The sequence below is a fragment of the Vibrio sp. 10N.286.51.B11 genome, from assembly GCF_041469245.1.
In the GTDB taxonomy this organism is placed as follows: Bacteria; Pseudomonadota; Gammaproteobacteria; order Enterobacterales; family Vibrionaceae; genus Vibrio; species Vibrio crassostreae_C.
In genome coordinates, this window is sequence record NZ_JBFRKI010000034.1 from 56,237 (window position 1) to 70,874 (window position 14,638).

Below are 14,638 nucleotides of genomic sequence, written 5' to 3' on the forward strand. Positions count from 1 at the left end.
ATGACATGTTTGATCTTGTAGATATTTTAAAAACAAAAGTAGAAGAAAAAGTCGTGGTGCAAGAACAGATAACGTCTGTATTGTTCCACCAAACACAAGAATGTATTGATCTTGTTGAAGAAGCTTTTCGTTTTGAAGGAATTGTTCCTCCGTCAATGCTTAATAATTCAGATGAAAACATCAAACAACACGTACGTGAAGTTAATGTCGAAATTGCTATCGTAGAGTTGAATGTGACTGAAAGCGTCACTGAAGATATGAAGCGAATCAGTCATTTATTACCGAATAGTGCGTCAGTTATTGTCGTTGGTAGTGAAGATGCCATTTCGACTATACGTAACCTAAAAGAGATGGGATTTTATTACGTATTTTGGCCTATCTCTAAGACTGAATTAATCGATTTTGTTCGAAATGTTGATAATAATAGAAAGAAGAATAGCGGTTTAGGTAAGGACAGGACTGCAAAAAAAGTTGCGGTTTGGGGAACAAAGGGTGGTGTAGGAGCCACAATGTTAACGGCTGAAATAGCTTATGAACTCAGTGCGAAAAAGAAAAGTACCTGCCTTATTGTGGATCATGACTTCCGAGGTGGAAACCTTGATATTTTCCTTGGTGAAAAGCAGTTTCAGAAAAAGTCTGTCGCTCCAGGCGCGCTCACTACTGATTTAGACGTGAGTTATGCTAGTAGCATGCTTAAAAAAGTTAATAGCATGCTAGCTGTTTTAGCTGTTGAGTCAGAAGACTTAAATGAACTTGAGCTCAAAGAATATGCTCGTGCTATGTCCAAACAATTGGCTGGGCAATATAACTTTATTTTAGAGGATTTATCGCGTTCTTCTAATACTAAAACTGACCTAAAGTATATCGCTGAAAATAATGACATTATTACATTGGTTTTAGAACCGACTATATCAAGTGTCCGCGAAACAAAGCGTGTATTAGCTTCATTGGAATACCTAAACTCAAGAGCTCGATGTATCGTTGTTGTTAATTATACGATGGTGGAAAAATCGGCAACAATTTCCTTAGATGAAATCAAACAGTTCTTAGGTCGAAATGTTGATGTGGTTTGTCCTAACGAGATTCAAGTTGGCAAGATGGTTTTAGAAGGTAAACATATTTATCAACTGGGTCTTCCTATTAGTCAAAGCTTAAATCGATTAACGTCAATGCTTCTAGGCGAGAACGCTAGTAATACTGATGCCTCGCTGCTGAAAAAGCTCTTTAAGAGGTTTAAATAATGGATCAAGCTAAATCTAACTACATAGCTATCCGTAACCAAATATTTGAAGCTCTAGACGCTGAAGCTGTCCATTCATTGTCGAAGGAGGCTCTAAGCAAGCAGTTGACTAGCGCGGTTGAAATGCTAATTGAAACTCACAGCTTTTCTGTTGCGACTGTTGTCAAGAATGAATATGTTCGAAGTCTGGTTGATGAATTACACGGTCTAGGCCCACTGCAAAAGCTGATGGATGATGACTCTATTAGTGACATCATGATTAATGGCTACAACAATGTGTTTATCGAAAGAAACGGCATTGTTGAAAAAGCACCTGTAAGTTTTATTGACGAGGCTCAACTTCTACAAATAGCAAAGCGTATTGCTAGTCGAATTGGTCGCCGTGTCGATGATTCATCACCGACTTGCGATGCACGCTTGCCGGATGGTAGCCGCGTTAATATTGTTACACCTCCCATCGCGATTGATGGTACATCCGTCTCTATCCGTAAGTTCAAAAAACAGAGTATAGACCTAGGGCAGTTAGTGGATTTTGGGGCGATGAGTCCTGAGATGGCGAAAGTGCTTATGATTGCTTCTCGTTGTAGGTTGAATATATTAATTTCAGGCGGTACAGGCTCGGGGAAGACGACGATGCTAAACGCGTTATCTCAATATATTTCTGAGAAGGAGCGGATTGTTACCATAGAAGATGCAGCTGAACTGAGGCTTCTTCAACCCCATGTCGTTCGATTGGAAACTCGAACAGCAGGTATTGAAGGTACCGGTGCAATTACACAACGAGATCTCGTTATTAACTCACTTCGTATGAGGCCGGACCGAATAATCATGGGTGAGTGTCGTGGTGGAGAAGCATTTGAAATGCTTCAAGCTATGAATACCGGCCACGATGGTTCCATGTCTACTTTACACGCGAATACACCTAGAGACGCGATTGCTCGAGTAGAGGCTATGATCATGATGGCTACAAGTAGCCTTCCATTGGAAGCAATACGCAGAACTATTGTAAGCGCAGTCGATCTTGTCATACAGATTAGCCGCCTCCACGACGGTAGCCGGAAAGTGATGAGCATTACGGAAGTGGTTGGTATTGAAGGTTCGAATGTAGTGCTAGAGGAAATATTTAAATTTCAGCCGATGATTCAAAGTGAATCAGGCAAGGTCTCTGGTCGGTATGTTACCGCCGGTATGATGCAACGTTCCGTTCTGGTCGAGAAGGCAAAATTTTTTGGTTTAGAAGAGCAGCTTAATAGTGCATTTAGGGTTGGAGAGCCAGCGTGATTTATTGGTTAGCTTTGATATTTGGCGGAGCTGTAATGCTTATAGCGTTTTGGCCATCCACAAAAAAAGAACGTCACCAGTATTTAATGGAAGCTAATAAAACGCTCTATATAGAATCTATTGACGAATCTCAGCAAGCTGTAAATTTGAATGCTCTATCAAGTCAAACTTTGGTTCAAAAATGCAAAAGTAAGTTTGATAATGTAGTTCGTCAGCTTGGTCAATACGCCATGATAAAACTATTAGGGTACTTAGGTTTTCTTATTGTTTTTAGCAGTGTACTTAATCAGAAAATGATTAAAGTGGATGGTCAAATAGTAACACTTTCATTGGTTATTATTGGTCTATTCATAGGTTATCAATGGTTGCAGAATCGCGAACAAAGACGTTTTGAAGAAGCATTCCCCGATGCTTTGAGTATGCTGGCAAGTGCAGTAAGCTCCGGAGAGAGTATTACTCATGCGATTATTTACGTAGGTAAAACCCTAGAAGGTGAAGTGGGGAAAGAATTTAAGAAAATGGGGGAGCGCTTACAGGTAGGAGAATCGGTAGACTCTGTATTTAGAAAGTCGATTCAACGCTTCCCTTATCCTGCTTTTTACTTTTTTGTTATTACTCTTAGAGCAAATATGCAGAGGGGTGGACAGTTAAAACAAGTTATTAATAGGTTGAATCGCTTAATGTTTGATTCTAGATCTATTGAAAAGAAAAAGATGGCGATGACTTCAGAAGCTCGAATGTCTGCGAAAATTGTTTCGGCTATACCTATAGGCTTTATGTTTTTCATGCAATTTATCAGCCCGCAAAATTTTGACTTTGTAATGAATGACCCTGCAGGCAAGCCGATTCTTTATTATGTTCTGGCTAGTGAGTTTATTGGTTTGCTCATTGTTTGGTCCCTAATGAAAAGTGTAGAAAAGTAATGCAAACGCAAACGTTAATTTTTGTCTTTCTTGTTCTGCTATTCGCGTGTTTATCCTATCTATTTTTTAAGGTATACACCGAGATAGGTCGGCGAAGAATGCTTAATAAATTTTCACTTTTCGATGAACCTAAAGCCGAGGTGAGGAAAGGAGAAGGTTTAGATAATCTGTTTGATAACCTGTCATCGACTTTAACATCGTCAAAAGATGATATTGATAAAAAGTTAGATGACGCGGGGATTTATAATTCTAATATCTCGCAGTATTACATGCTAACCAAGTATGTGGTGGCCTTTTTGGGATGCGTTATTATTTACATACTGCTATCTAGGTTTGAATTTATACTTAACCAAATTATTGCAATGCTGGCCATTTGGTTTGTTTTGTGTGTCATTGCACCTGACAGTTACTTAGCGGTAAGGCAAAAAGCATTAAGACGAAAAATATCGAATCAATTACCATACCTTCTGGACCTGATGGCTATTTGTATCCAAACAGGAATGACTTTGGAGTCAGCTATGAGTTATTTGTCGCATGAGATGGAAGGGTTTGACAAGGATTTATCCTATCAACTAAATAAAATCAATGAACGTACTAAAATCGTAACTTTGGATATAGCGCTAGATGAATTTTATAATAGGATACCCACTCATGAGGTAAGAAGCTTTATTATGACTCTAAAACAAAGCCTAAAGTATGGGTCTTCAATCTTTGATGTGCTTACGACTCTCGCTTCAGATATAAGAGAAGTTAACATGTTAGGAGTCGAAGAGAAAATCGGTAAACTAGCAGCAAAAATGTCTATTCCACTAATCCTTTTTATTATGATGCCGATCGTTATTCTGATTACGGCTCCGGGGATAATGAGAGTTATGGCCAATGTATAAAATAGTAATAGTGATAATTTTATCTTATTTTGTTTTTGGGTGTGCTAACAGTAGTTTGGATAGTAAATTGTCCGAATCCAAAGAATCAATATTAATCGAAACGAATAACTATCCAAAATTAATAGCTTATTATAAAGGTCAATTGAAAATTAAAGAAAGTGATTCAACTAGGATAAAGCTAGCAGAAGCATACGCGAATAATGGTGATTATGAATCTAGCTTATTTGTGATAACTCGTGTCAGAGAAAAAGAGTCGAATGTAAAAGCAATCGTTGTTGAGTGCAACGCATTGTTTGAGATCGGTAATATTAGAAAGGCTGAATTGTGCCTTCTGAGGGCAAATGAATTAGATAAAAACAACCCTGAAATTGAGAATCAATTAGGCATAACCTATGCGTATTTAGGTTATATAAAAAAGTCGAAGTACTATTTTGAACGATCTAGGGAGCACTTTGTTGATGATGTGAAAATCAAGAATAACTTAGCGATGGTTTCTATGCTTGAGGGGGATTTTGAACATGCAGCTTCTCTGCTTCTGCCTATCTATATTAAAGGGGCAAGTAATGAGAAAATCGAGACTAATCTTGTCTTCTCTTTAGTGAAAATTAATCAAATAGATTCAGCGAAAAAAATCCTAGCTAGTCGTTATTCAGAAAAAGAGTCATTTCAGATCATAAATGATATCAAAAGTAGCCAGTCTGTAAACTCGCCCATAATATAGGTGGTTTTATGCGAAAAACGAACAATAGAAAAAAGCACTTGGGCATTGCATCTATCGAGTTTGCTTTGTCATTTATGGCGTTTTGGTTGATGTGTATTACTTGGGCTGAGATGGGCTACATGTCTTATGTGTCCTCGGTAAGTGACTATGCAATCTCCGAGTCAGTAAGAGATGCAAAAGTTGTTATTCAAGATTCTAGCACTAGAGGTGAATCAGGCTCTACTACTGATTTTATGCAGTCATTTAAAAATTCGATTCAAGCACAGGGATCTCTTTGGGGAGAGATGATTGACCCTAATAAATTCAGGCTTTCTATTCAATATTTGGATGATATTCAGGCTTTGTCATCATATAAAGGAGAGTGTGAAATTCAAGATGACAGTTTATATGAGTTGGAGTGTGGGGAGCCTGTGAATAGCGTCATGGCTGTATATCGAATTGATTATGACTTTAAACCTATGTTGTCGTTTTTAATTGACACGGAGGCTTTATTCTCACGTGAAGTTATCGTGATTCAGGAGTACGAGCGTGATCAATTTAAGATATAGACAGGCCGGAACGTTCTCTGTTGAATTTGCATTACTAGGTGTTGTTTTTGCAGCACTCTTAATATTGACAGGAGACGTCATTATAAAGCTATCAATACAAGGGAAGTTGGACCGTTTGTCTTATTCTCTTGTGAATGTGCTAAAAGAAAGAACTCAATTGTATGGTAAGAATGATAACACTTTAACAACGAATGATGCCAAAGCACTATATAAGGTCGCGAAAAACTCTTTGAAACGTACTACCGGAAATTACAGCCAAGCTAATTTGTCAGGTACATTCGAAATGCTAAGTTTTGACTTAAATGGCAACTCAAATACTACGACGGTCAAGCGCGGAGGAGGCTGTACCTTGACAGAAACCATTCAGGGTCTTCAAGCATTATCTATGATGACGTCATGGGGAAGAAGAGCCACGTTGTATCGAGTAACTCTTTGTTATGAGACAGATAATTGGGCTGGTGAGCTATTCGAGACCGACTTCACAACAGTTCAATCTTCTTCTGTCATGATGGGTAGGTAGTATGCGTCAGTCGTTAAACAAACAGAAAGGACATGCTGCGATACTATTTGCTTTACTCATCCCCGGCTTTTACGGTTTGTTTGCATTAGGAATCGATGGTGCCAGAGCTATACAAAATCGTGCTCGTCTGGGAGATGCTGCTGAAGTAGCTGCACTCGCACTTTCTGCGCAAAATAGCACAAGTTCACAGCATAATACTGCACTAGCTCGTTTATATGTAGATGCCTATATACGAGATAAAGAAACAAATGTGCCTATGAATATCGTTAGGACGGAGTGTCAGTTGACGGATCAAACTCAATGCGAAGGCGGTGCGAGGTATAGTCAGTATGATATTTCTATAACTACCACGCATGAATCTTGGTTTCCCGGTAACGATAATTTTGTCGGCTTAGATGAAATGTATTCTGTAAGTCATGCTGGTACAGCGAGAAAATATCAAGGTGACTCCATTGATATTGCATTCGTGACAGACTTTTCGGGTTCAATGGATTATGGGTGGGGTACAAAGAGAAAATATCAAGAGGTACAAGATATTATTTCGAACGTGCTCGTTGAGTTGGATAAATTTAACCAAGAAAGCGCCTCACCCGACGAGCTTAATAAGGTTACCTTAGTTCCCTTTGCTTCATATTCGGTCGATGCGGTTGGTGATCGGTGTAATGGTAGTTGGAGTAAAAGAAAAATATATTATTCAGACCAAATTGTGTACGGGGGGAACGATAAGCAGAGTGCGAAAAATACAGTTGCAGATTTATGGCAAGTAAAAGAATCCGATGAGCGCTGTGATTATGTTACTAATTATGATTATTATACCACCCCACTGACGTCTGATTTAAACAGTATTGACAATGATATTAAAAGTTTTTCACCTGAGGGAGGAACAGCTTCTTATCAAGGTATTATGCGAGCAGCACAAATCTTAAAGGCGACAAATACACCAAACCCTCGGCGGTTGATCGTTATTCTTTCTGATGGAGACGACAACAATTCGGATATGGCTAGTGCTTTGGTGGAGGAGGGGATGTGTACTGAAATTATCGACGGGCTGAGTTCTGACAGAACTGTTTCTGGGCGTCCAGTGACGGCACAGCTCGCTTTGATTGGCTTCACTTATGATGTTAATGACAATAGAGCTTTAGCTGACTGTGTTGGTGAAAGTAATGTTTACGATGCCTCCAACCCAGACGAACTGTTGGAAATTATTCTAAACCTGATTTCAGAAGAAATTGGACATATCAAGTAGTAGGAAAGTTCATGAATCCACTAAAGTATTTATCTATCGCTCTTTTTTTCTTCGTGTATAGCGCGGCGAGTATAGCCAAAGAGAAAGAAGTTATGTTTAACGAGTATTGTGCAAAAGAAGGGATGGATATTGAGCGCTCTGTTAGAGTGGGAGCTCCTATCTCTATTATCCCTAATGCCGGACCTTTCAACATGCTTGAAACGACGAGTAAACACGAACTTAATAAAGACTTGCGTCAGTTTTTGATTGGCGAGGTCGGCGTCAGCAAAGGTTGTAGCGAGTTTCTAATCCTTAACGGTCAGTTAGAAAATGGAAGGCAAGATGACCCTCTAGCAAAAGTTTACTTTTCTTTCGACCGGTCTCAGTTAACAGACTCTTCTCTCTATATTCTGGATAAAATTGTAAAGTTAGCATCGTTGTCTAGTAGTAAGTTTTTGCTCGAAGGTCATACTGACAGCGTAGGAAGTTCTGATTACAATCTAGCACTTGGAGAACAGCGTGCAAATTCAGTAGCGTTTTATCTTCAATCAAAAGGGGTTGAAGGAATTAGCATTTTATCGAGTGGCGAATTAGCACCTGTAGACACTAACTCCACAAGTCAGGGGCGAGCGAATAACCGACGTGTCGAAGTGATGGTAAATTAGATTCAACAAAATAAAGGATACAATTATCGATTGTATCCTTTCTTGGTGTCCTAATTTATTTTGAGTGTCTGGAACCCAAAATAAATACGCATGAACGTGGTTAGCCAACAAGCTGCACCAAAGGTGTAAGCGATAGCCGCAAAGTGTTGAGGCCAAATACAGAAAGCAATGAAACAAGCGATGGTTTCAGTGCCTTCGGTTAGCCCTGACATGTAGTACAGAGACTTATGCTTATAGACTGGGTTTTCGATGCCTCGCTTGCCTGCCATAACCGCAAACGCTAAAAAGCTGCTGCCAGTGCCGATAAAAGAGAAAATCAAAAATGCACCGGCAATGGCGTTGTGTTCTGGGTTGGCGATAACAAAGCCAAAGGGGATTAATGAGTAGAAAAGAAAATCGAGGCTGATGTCGAGGAAACCGCCCGCATCACTAATACCTTGGATTCGAGCCAAGGCTCCATCAAGCCCGTCGCAAACCCTGTTAAATACAATAAACCCTAACGCCCATTCGTATTGTTGAAATGCCAATGCTGGAAACGCTAAACATCCAACCAGAAACCCAAACAGGGTGGTTTGGTTGGCTGTGATGCCGAATCTATTAAGTAGTTTGGCTGATTGATTTAATGGCCACTTAATGATCTTAATAGAGTACTTATCCAGCATGGTTACTTCTCCATGGCCAAGACAGAACTTTTGCCCCTTGAGGCACATCGGTTTGGTCGTGCGTCACCATTAATGTCGGAATATTCGCTTTAGTGAGTTGCTCAAATACCCAGTCGCGAAACTGGGCTCTGAGTTCTTGGTCGAGCTTACTAAACGGCTCATCAAGCAACGCCAATTTCGGTTTCGCCAATAGCATACGAGTTAAGCTAATTCTCGCTCGCTGGCCGCCAGATATTTGGTCGGGAAATGACTCAGCCAAGCGGGTCAGTTCAATGTCTTTTAACGCTTCCATTGCTTGTTGTTGACGATCTGAACCCTTAACCGAGTTTGGTAAGGAAAAGGCCAAGTTCTCCCATACTTTTAGGTGTGGAAATAACAAGTCGTCTTGAAACAGAATACCAACTTCACGCCGATGTGATGGGAGATCGTCTAGTTGAATATCGTTCAAAATAACGGTGCCAGAGTATGAGAACTCGTCATTCAGGTGACCCGCGATGGCATCTAACAAAGTCGATTTTCCGCAGCCGCTTGGCCCCATCAGCGCCAATATTTGGCCTGATTCTAATGTTACGTTTAGCGCTGAAAACAGCGATTCGCCACCGTTTTTATGGATGGCGAGGTCGTTGAGGTGCAGACTCATTAGTAAGAAAACCTTTAAAAGTAAGACGGCGATATCTAAGTTGAAGTCGGCTGACTAATATCGCTAAAGAGAAAAAGAACAGAGGCAACAAGGCCTGCCAAATGGCATAAATTGCGGTTACCCTGCGGTCGAAACCACTGGTTAGGGCAACGGCTTCTGTGGTGATGGTGCTAATACGGCCCGCGCCGAGCATTAATGTTGGAAGGTATTGGGCCAAACTCACGCTGATCCCGACCGCCCAAGCAAAGGCAATCGCAGGAAGCAAGATTGGTAGTTTGATCGAATACCAACTCTGAAATGGCGATTTACCTAGGCTCAGCGAGGCTTTAATCAACCCATCATTGAAGCTTTTCCACGGGCCATCCAAAGACAGGTACACAAACGGGAAAGCAAAGAAAACATGCGCCCAAATCACCCAGAACTCATAGGCACTACTGCCGATGTAGAGGGTCGTGACTTGCATACCAAACAACACTGAAAGCTGTGGTATTAGCATTGGAATAGCGATAATGAAGCCCGGAACTTGCCACTTGTATTTGATTCTGTATTCGTGAGCAACCAGCGCAAGCAACAAAGCGATTGAAGCAGCAATCAGACCAATCCATAAGCTTTGACCAACGGTGCTCATGATGCCTTCCCACTCGAACTCCCAGAAGCGCGTGCTGTAGCGGCTCGGCAGTAAATCAGGGAAGCGCCAACGCTGAGCAACGCTCCAAATTACCATTAAAGGAATGATCAGCAGTGAAAGGCTAGCAAGGACAGTGAATACCGTTTTCCCCGGAAGGTTTGCCCCTGTTCTTCCGGAATACTGCCAAGTTCGAAAGTACTTAAGAACCGCCCATTCAACTAAACGCGCCAAGGCGATGATCAACGAAGCTAAACCAAACAAAACGATGGCACCAGCAGCAGCTCGCGGAAGTAGGTTAAGATCCGGATCGTTGAACCATTGCCATACCAAAACGGCAAAGGTCGGCGGGTTGGTTGGGCCTATGATCAAAGCAATATCGACAACCGAGACACTGTAAGCGAGTACCGCCAGCATTGGGAAACGAAGCTTAGTAAACCATTGTGGGAAAATACATTTCCACCAGATCTGAGCGCGGCTGTAACCGAGCGATGCACTGACCTTGGTGATACGCTCTACATCAATTTGCTGAAGTATCGAAATGCTCATCAGCAATAAGAAGGGGACTTCTTTGAGTGCGAGCATAATAATTAAGCCGAACGCGTATGGGTCTTTCACCAATAACGCCAATTCAGAGCTGGTAGCCGATTCGCCGAGCAAGTGATGTACCGCTCTTGCGCCAAGCCCCGTTGGACTAAACAGAAAAGCAAAGCCGATAGCGAAAGCTACATGTGGAATGGCAAGCATTGGCGATAGCGTAAACTCAATCCTTCTCCAAAACTTGTTTCCCCAAGAGGCTTGAAGAATACAAAAGGTCAGGAAGCAGGCTATATAGCTGCTTGCAATTGCTGAACCTAGGCTTAAGCCAATAGAGTGCCAAGCCCCTTCCCATTGAAAGACTTGGCTAAAACCGTTGAGTGTCGGCTCCTCTAAACCAAGGGGCGGGATGAAACTCAGTGACGAAGCCACGACTCCCGCTACCCCAGGAATGGTCGGGATAATGCATACAGCTATAACAACAAAATATAGAGCGCGTAGCATGAAGACTAGTTACCGTATCGCTTAAGCCACTCTTTCTCGAGCGCGTTTTGCCAGCTAGGGTGTGGTTCATCAACCGATTTAAATTGCTGGGTGTTTTTAGCGCTGCCAGTGAGGTACTTGCTGCTCAGAACCGAAGGATCGCCCCAAACATTGAGGTCCCCCTTGCGAGACTGTGCTTCAGGGCTCAGTAAGAAGTTAATGGTCACTTGAGCACCCGCGGTTGCATTGGCGTTCCAAGGAATCGCAAGGAAGTGAATGTTAGATAGAGCGCCGCTTTCTAGAGCATAAGCCTTAGTGGTTTCGGCTAAGCGACCACTGGCTTGTGCTGAATAAACAGAGTTTGGATTAAACGTAATCGCGAGATCGATCTGTCCGTCATCCAGAAGTTGGATGCTTTCCGATGTGCCTGCTGGGAACTGCTTTCCACCGCGCCACGCCACTTTATGGAATTTATCTAAGTAAGCCCACAGTGGTGCCGTTACTTCTTGGAAGTTGTCTTCTGAAACCGGCTGAGCCAGCGCAGGGTTATTGTTTGTTAGTTCAATCAGTAGTGACTTAATGAAGCTCGTGCCATGAAACTCTGGTGGGCGAGGGTAGCTTAAGCGGTTCGGGAAAGCCTGAGCGTAGCTTAACATCTCAGAGAATGATTGTGGCGGGTTGTGAAGTGTTTCTTGGTCATGAATGAACACCAGTTGTCCCACGCCCCACGGTGCTTCTAAGCCTTCTGTCGGCTCTGAGAAATCGACATCAATTGGCAGAGACTTATCGACATACTGCCAATTTGGAAGTGATTCCGTAAATGGCCCAAACAATAGCGCGTTGTCTTTCATCGAACGGAAGTTCTCGCCATTAATCCAGACGATATCGACGCTGCCTTCACTGTTCTTTCCTGCCGCTTTTTCAGCAAGCAGTCGAGTGGTGGTTTCCGCAATATCGGTCACTTTCACATGCTTTAACGTGACACCGTAGTCACTTTGTAATTTCTTGCCTGCCCACTGTAGGTAACGATTGATCTCTTGGCTTCCGCCCCAAGCGTGAAAGTAGACAGTTTCTCCCTCTGCCTGCTGTTCTATTTGGTTCCAGCTGTCGATGGATGTTGCTTCATCAGCATAAATGGTTGCGCTGTATGCAACGGTTGCCATGATTCCTAACGTACTTACTATATTGTTCATAAACTTTTCCATTTGGTAGTGAACGGGCAAGAGCATTGTATTTTCAAACTCCCTAGGGCGTGTTGACCCTTCGTGGTTAACGAAAGATCAACATGCCCTAATAGTTATTCTATCTGTTTCTGAAATAAATTCTAATTCAACAGTAAATTCAATCAATTACTTGAGAACAAGCAGGGAGTTCTCGGTTGAGTTTTGTTCGATCTGTAATCACCTCGAAAACTCGACAGACTCTAGGCTTTTGCCATCCTAGCAACAGACCGCTGAACCGTTGAATTTATTGCATCTAAATGAGAGATTTTTGAGGTTTATTGGAGGCTGGTACGAAAAGTCGGCGATGAGTGTCAATTTTGAAGAAGTAGTGAGGGCAAGCTGACAATAAAAAAGGAGCCATCAGGCTCCTTTAATCAGTATTTGGTTTCGATGACGGATTAGTTTACCCAGTCACGAATTGTGTACGTTAGCGTGTGTACATCGTTTTTCAGTACTAGCGTATCGTTTGTTAGCGTTACGTCGCTCCACTCGCTTAGAGTAGCAGAAACCGATTGTTCGATTTCCATCGCAGAGCCGTGACACATTTTCATTGTCATGCCCATTTGCTTGATACGGAATTGACCGTCTTTCAGCTCGCCTTGACCGAAGAAGTTGTTACAACCAGCCATGCCGTTTGCAGTCATCTTTTCGCCGATCTCTAGACGAGGAGCTGCTTGGTCTTCGCTTTTCACAATGTCCTTGCCATCAATTTGCGCAAGTTCCCAATTATGGTGCTGTAGATCGGTTGGTGTTACTTGCATCGCGTTGTCACCTGTTGTTGTGCATGCTGCTAGCATCATAGGTAAAGCGGCTACTGCTAGTAATTTTTTTGAACTAAACTTCATATTATAAGGCTCCAAAGGAAAGAACGAAGTTACCGGATAAGTGTAACTTGATGGGTTCAAAGTATAGTTTACAAAACACTATATGTGTCAGTATAAGGTCATAGTTTAGTATGGATTTCATGAGCCAGGCGACAAATTAATCGCTTATTTTTGAGAGAGTAAGCGTAATTTTGAATGTGTAAGGAGGCATGGTGGAGCAGTTAGAGTTTTTCCAAGTTCCAAGCCCTTGCGTTGGGGTTTGTTCAAGCGATGACAAAGGCTATTGCAACGGTTGTATGCGCAAGAGAGAAGAGCGCTTTAATTGGATGTCGATGACACCGTCAGAACAATTGCACGTGATAAAGCTGTGTCGTCAGCGCTATAGAAGAAAAATAATGAATCAAAAAAACTTGATTGGTAAGCAGGTCGATGAAGAGGGAAATACCAGTCCCCAAAGAGATCTTTTTGGCTAAAGAGGAAGTATTTAGATTTTATTTAACTCCGAAGTAACTATTACTTTACATAATGGTTGGGGTGTAATATTAAAGTAGGTACCTTTGTACCAGAAGGAGTGGTGTCGGTATGAATAAAAAGAACGTAAAAATCAAAAAAGAGCCAGTCAAAGCACTTGACCGAAAACCGATCGGGGCAAAAGATGACCCTGAAGAGACTCCGCGTGATTGGCATTCGATGTCAGAAGAAGAACGAATGGAAATCCTTTCTCACCTCTCAGACATGCCTTTCCAATAACACCACTGGTTCTTCAGAGCCTTTCTTAAAGCTCAGTTTTCAGAAACAAAAATGTGATTAAACAAACATGTGATTCGCTTTCGTTACACCACGATGGTAAGTGCAAAATGTATCATCGGCCTCGGTGGTTTTACTGTGAATCTTAATGTTTGTGATCACTTCTACCGCCCCTGCATCGTAGCAAGCTTGTTCTGCTTTTTTAACGATATCGAGTAATTGGTTGAGTTCACCTTTCATCGTAGTTTCCATCGCACCGACTTGGAAAGGCACATCGGCAGCTTTCACAACTTCAATGGCTTTATCAACCACTTCGAAGTTGTTGCCTTCTTTAACGCGAGGTATCACTTGGAAGGCAACCATCACTTCTTTTTCTCTTTTTAACTCAGACACTTTCTGCTTACTCTAGGATAGGGAATTGTTGCAGATGATAGGTTAATTCGGAGACGAATTCTACAGCGATTATGCTGGTTGGATTACTCTCTTTGTCCTACTTGTTACCCCAGTGGTCACTTACCCAACCACCTATGTGCTCATCAAAATGACTGCCACTGAACCTCTGGTTGCGTTCAACCGAAGTATCACAATCATCTTTATTATCTATTAGGGTTTGTATGTAGTTTGCCATCGGGTCATTGGAACGTTGACGATCTCGGCGAGTTGCCACTTCCTTAATCAGTTGTAATCGATATGTAGAGCTAGCACGTTTCATTTCAATGACCTCCTGTTGTAGACACTAATAGAAAAATCTAGTTGCTAGATATAGGGGCGTCAACGTGATTTAAGAGTATTTTTTTTGAGCAACCAAGAATCAATACGTTGGCATCATAATTCACAAAAGTGTCATTTAAGTTGGCAACTTTAGGGAAGTTTTTGGGTGTGAATTT

Annotated in this window: 18 protein-coding genes; 11 read left to right on the forward strand and 7 right to left on the reverse strand. The window is 41.8% G+C overall.

Features of this window, described 5'->3' with window-relative positions:
* The first annotated feature begins 5 nt into the window (after nt 1-5).
* The 9 genes from AB4154_RS16920 to AB4154_RS16960 are packed head-to-tail and all read left to right on the forward strand — an operon-like array spanning nt 6 to nt 8,010.
* Nucleotides 6-1,241, forward strand: a complete 1,236-nt coding sequence (locus tag AB4154_RS16920; protein ID WP_017065756.1) for an AAA family ATPase — start codon at nt 6-8, stop codon at nt 1,239-1,241.
* On the forward strand, nt 1,241-2,521 hold the full coding sequence (locus AB4154_RS16925) for a CpaF family protein (RefSeq protein ID WP_017065350.1): 1,281 nt from the start codon (nt 1,241-1,243) through the stop codon (nt 2,519-2,521). The genes AB4154_RS16920 and AB4154_RS16925 overlap by 1 nt, the downstream gene beginning before the upstream one ends.
* Entirely contained in the window at nt 2,518-3,444 is a 927-nt protein-coding gene (locus AB4154_RS16930; protein ID WP_017065351.1) for a type II secretion system F family protein, read from the forward strand. The genes AB4154_RS16925 and AB4154_RS16930 overlap by 4 nt, the downstream gene beginning before the upstream one ends.
* Nucleotides 3,444-4,331, forward strand: a complete 888-nt coding sequence (locus tag AB4154_RS16935) for a type II secretion system F family protein (protein ID WP_372123636.1) — start codon at nt 3,444-3,446, stop codon at nt 4,329-4,331. The genes AB4154_RS16930 and AB4154_RS16935 overlap by 1 nt, the downstream gene beginning before the upstream one ends.
* On the forward strand, nt 4,324-5,052 hold the full coding sequence (locus tag AB4154_RS16940; RefSeq protein ID WP_017065353.1) for a hypothetical protein: 729 nt from the start codon (nt 4,324-4,326) through the stop codon (nt 5,050-5,052). Before AB4154_RS16935 ends, AB4154_RS16940 begins: the two co-directional genes overlap by 8 nt.
* Before the next feature lie 8 nt (nt 5,053-5,060).
* On the forward strand, nt 5,061-5,600 hold the full coding sequence (locus AB4154_RS16945; protein WP_372123638.1) for a TadE family protein: 540 nt from the start codon (nt 5,061-5,063) through the stop codon (nt 5,598-5,600).
* Nucleotides 5,581-6,120, forward strand: a complete 540-nt coding sequence (gene tadF / locus AB4154_RS16950; protein WP_372123640.1) for a tight adherence pilus pseudopilin TadF — start codon at nt 5,581-5,583, stop codon at nt 6,118-6,120. Before AB4154_RS16945 ends, tadF begins: the two co-directional genes overlap by 20 nt.
* Before the next feature lies 1 nt (nt 6,121).
* Complete coding sequence (locus AB4154_RS16955) at nt 6,122-7,366, forward strand: hypothetical protein (protein ID WP_372123641.1); 1,245 nt, start codon at nt 6,122-6,124, stop codon at nt 7,364-7,366.
* A gap of 11 nt (nt 7,367-7,377) precedes the next feature.
* Entirely contained in the window at nt 7,378-8,010 is a 633-nt protein-coding gene (locus AB4154_RS16960; RefSeq protein ID WP_102270259.1) for an OmpA family protein, read from the forward strand.
* A gap of 50 nt (nt 8,011-8,060) precedes the next feature.
* Here the strand turns inward: AB4154_RS16960 and AB4154_RS16965 are convergent, their stop codons facing one another.
* The 5 genes from AB4154_RS16965 to AB4154_RS16985 all read right to left on the reverse strand — a co-directional run bounded on the left by AB4154_RS16965 (nt 8,061) and on the right by AB4154_RS16985 (nt 13,025).
* Nucleotides 8,061-8,672: a CDP-alcohol phosphatidyltransferase family protein gene (locus AB4154_RS16965; RefSeq protein WP_372123643.1), complete on the reverse strand. Its 612-nt coding sequence runs from the start codon at nt 8,670-8,672 to the stop codon at nt 8,061-8,063.
* Nucleotides 8,662-9,312, reverse strand: coding sequence for an ATP-binding cassette domain-containing protein (locus AB4154_RS16970; protein ID WP_102504024.1), 651 nt, complete (start codon nt 9,310-9,312; stop codon nt 8,662-8,664). Before AB4154_RS16970 ends, AB4154_RS16965 begins: the two co-directional genes overlap by 11 nt.
* Nucleotides 9,278-10,978, reverse strand: coding sequence for an ABC transporter permease (locus AB4154_RS16975; protein ID WP_372123645.1), 1,701 nt, complete (start codon nt 10,976-10,978; stop codon nt 9,278-9,280). The genes AB4154_RS16970 and AB4154_RS16975 overlap by 35 nt, the downstream gene beginning before the upstream one ends.
* A 5-nt stretch (nt 10,979-10,983) precedes the next feature.
* Nucleotides 10,984-12,150, reverse strand: coding sequence for an ABC transporter substrate-binding protein (locus tag AB4154_RS16980; RefSeq protein ID WP_017068055.1), 1,167 nt, complete (start codon nt 12,148-12,150; stop codon nt 10,984-10,986).
* A gap of 428 nt (nt 12,151-12,578) precedes the next feature.
* On the reverse strand, nt 12,579-13,025 hold the full coding sequence (locus AB4154_RS16985) for an META domain-containing protein (RefSeq protein WP_004734625.1): 447 nt from the start codon (nt 13,023-13,025) through the stop codon (nt 12,579-12,581).
* A gap of 188 nt (nt 13,026-13,213) precedes the next feature.
* On the opposite strand from AB4154_RS16985, the gene AB4154_RS16990 reads away from it, so the two are divergent.
* Together AB4154_RS16990 and AB4154_RS16995 are read left to right on the forward strand one after the other, a co-directional pair.
* Entirely contained in the window at nt 13,214-13,477 is a 264-nt protein-coding gene (locus tag AB4154_RS16990) for a DUF1289 domain-containing protein (protein ID WP_017060324.1), read from the forward strand.
* Nucleotides 13,478-13,586: 109 nt separating this feature from the next.
* On the forward strand, nt 13,587-13,754 hold the full coding sequence (locus AB4154_RS16995) for a hypothetical protein (protein WP_017060325.1): 168 nt from the start codon (nt 13,587-13,589) through the stop codon (nt 13,752-13,754).
* Nucleotides 13,755-13,811: 57 nt separating this feature from the next.
* On the opposite strand, the gene AB4154_RS17000 is transcribed toward AB4154_RS16995, so the two are convergent.
* Together AB4154_RS17000 and AB4154_RS17005 are read right to left on the reverse strand one after the other, a co-directional pair.
* A complete protein-coding gene (locus AB4154_RS17000; protein ID WP_017065764.1) occupies nt 13,812-14,114 on the reverse strand; it encodes a thiamine-binding protein in 303 nt (100 codons plus the stop codon).
* A gap of 127 nt (nt 14,115-14,241) precedes the next feature.
* Nucleotides 14,242-14,463: a hypothetical protein gene (locus AB4154_RS17005; RefSeq protein WP_017057116.1), complete on the reverse strand. Its 222-nt coding sequence runs from the start codon at nt 14,461-14,463 to the stop codon at nt 14,242-14,244.
* Between the last annotated feature and the right edge of the window lie 175 nt (nt 14,464-14,638).

Bases quoted from the DNA above. Each gene is read 5' to 3' on its own strand.
- AB4154_RS16920 (WP_017065756.1), top strand. From the start codon at position 6: ATGTTTGATCTTGTAGATATTTTAAAAACAAAAGTAGAAGAAAAAGTC.
- AB4154_RS16925 (WP_017065350.1), top strand. From the start codon at position 1,241: ATGGATCAAGCTAAATCTAACTACATAGCTATCCGTAACCAAATATTT.
- AB4154_RS16935 (WP_372123636.1), top strand. From the start codon at position 3,444: ATGCAAACGCAAACGTTAATTTTTGTCTTTCTTGTTCTGCTATTCGCG.
- AB4154_RS16940 (WP_017065353.1), top strand. From the start codon at position 4,324: ATGTATAAAATAGTAATAGTGATAATTTTATCTTATTTTGTTTTTGGG.
- AB4154_RS16945 (WP_372123638.1), top strand. From the start codon at position 5,061: ATGCGAAAAACGAACAATAGAAAAAAGCACTTGGGCATTGCATCTATC.
- AB4154_RS16955 (WP_372123641.1), top strand. From the start codon at position 6,122: ATGCGTCAGTCGTTAAACAAACAGAAAGGACATGCTGCGATACTATTT.
- AB4154_RS16960 (WP_102270259.1), top strand. From the start codon at position 7,378: ATGAATCCACTAAAGTATTTATCTATCGCTCTTTTTTTCTTCGTGTAT.
- AB4154_RS16965 (WP_372123643.1), bottom strand. From the start codon at position 8,672: ATGCTGGATAAGTACTCTATTAAGATCATTAAGTGGCCATTAAATCAA.
- AB4154_RS16970 (WP_102504024.1), bottom strand. From the start codon at position 9,312: ATGAGTCTGCACCTCAACGACCTCGCCATCCATAAAAACGGTGGCGAA.
- AB4154_RS16975 (WP_372123645.1), bottom strand. From the start codon at position 10,978: ATGCTACGCGCTCTATATTTTGTTGTTATAGCTGTATGCATTATCCCG.
- AB4154_RS16980 (WP_017068055.1), bottom strand. From the start codon at position 12,150: ATGAACAATATAGTAAGTACGTTAGGAATCATGGCAACCGTTGCATAC.
- AB4154_RS16985 (WP_004734625.1), bottom strand. From the start codon at position 13,025: ATGAAGTTTAGTTCAAAAAAATTACTAGCAGTAGCCGCTTTACCTATG.
- AB4154_RS16990 (WP_017060324.1), top strand. From the start codon at position 13,214: ATGGTGGAGCAGTTAGAGTTTTTCCAAGTTCCAAGCCCTTGCGTTGGG.
- AB4154_RS16995 (WP_017060325.1), top strand. From the start codon at position 13,587: ATGAATAAAAAGAACGTAAAAATCAAAAAAGAGCCAGTCAAAGCACTT.
- AB4154_RS17000 (WP_017065764.1), bottom strand. From the start codon at position 14,114: ATGGTTGCCTTCCAAGTGATACCTCGCGTTAAAGAAGGCAACAACTTC.
- AB4154_RS17005 (WP_017057116.1), bottom strand. From the start codon at position 14,463: ATGAAACGTGCTAGCTCTACATATCGATTACAACTGATTAAGGAAGTG.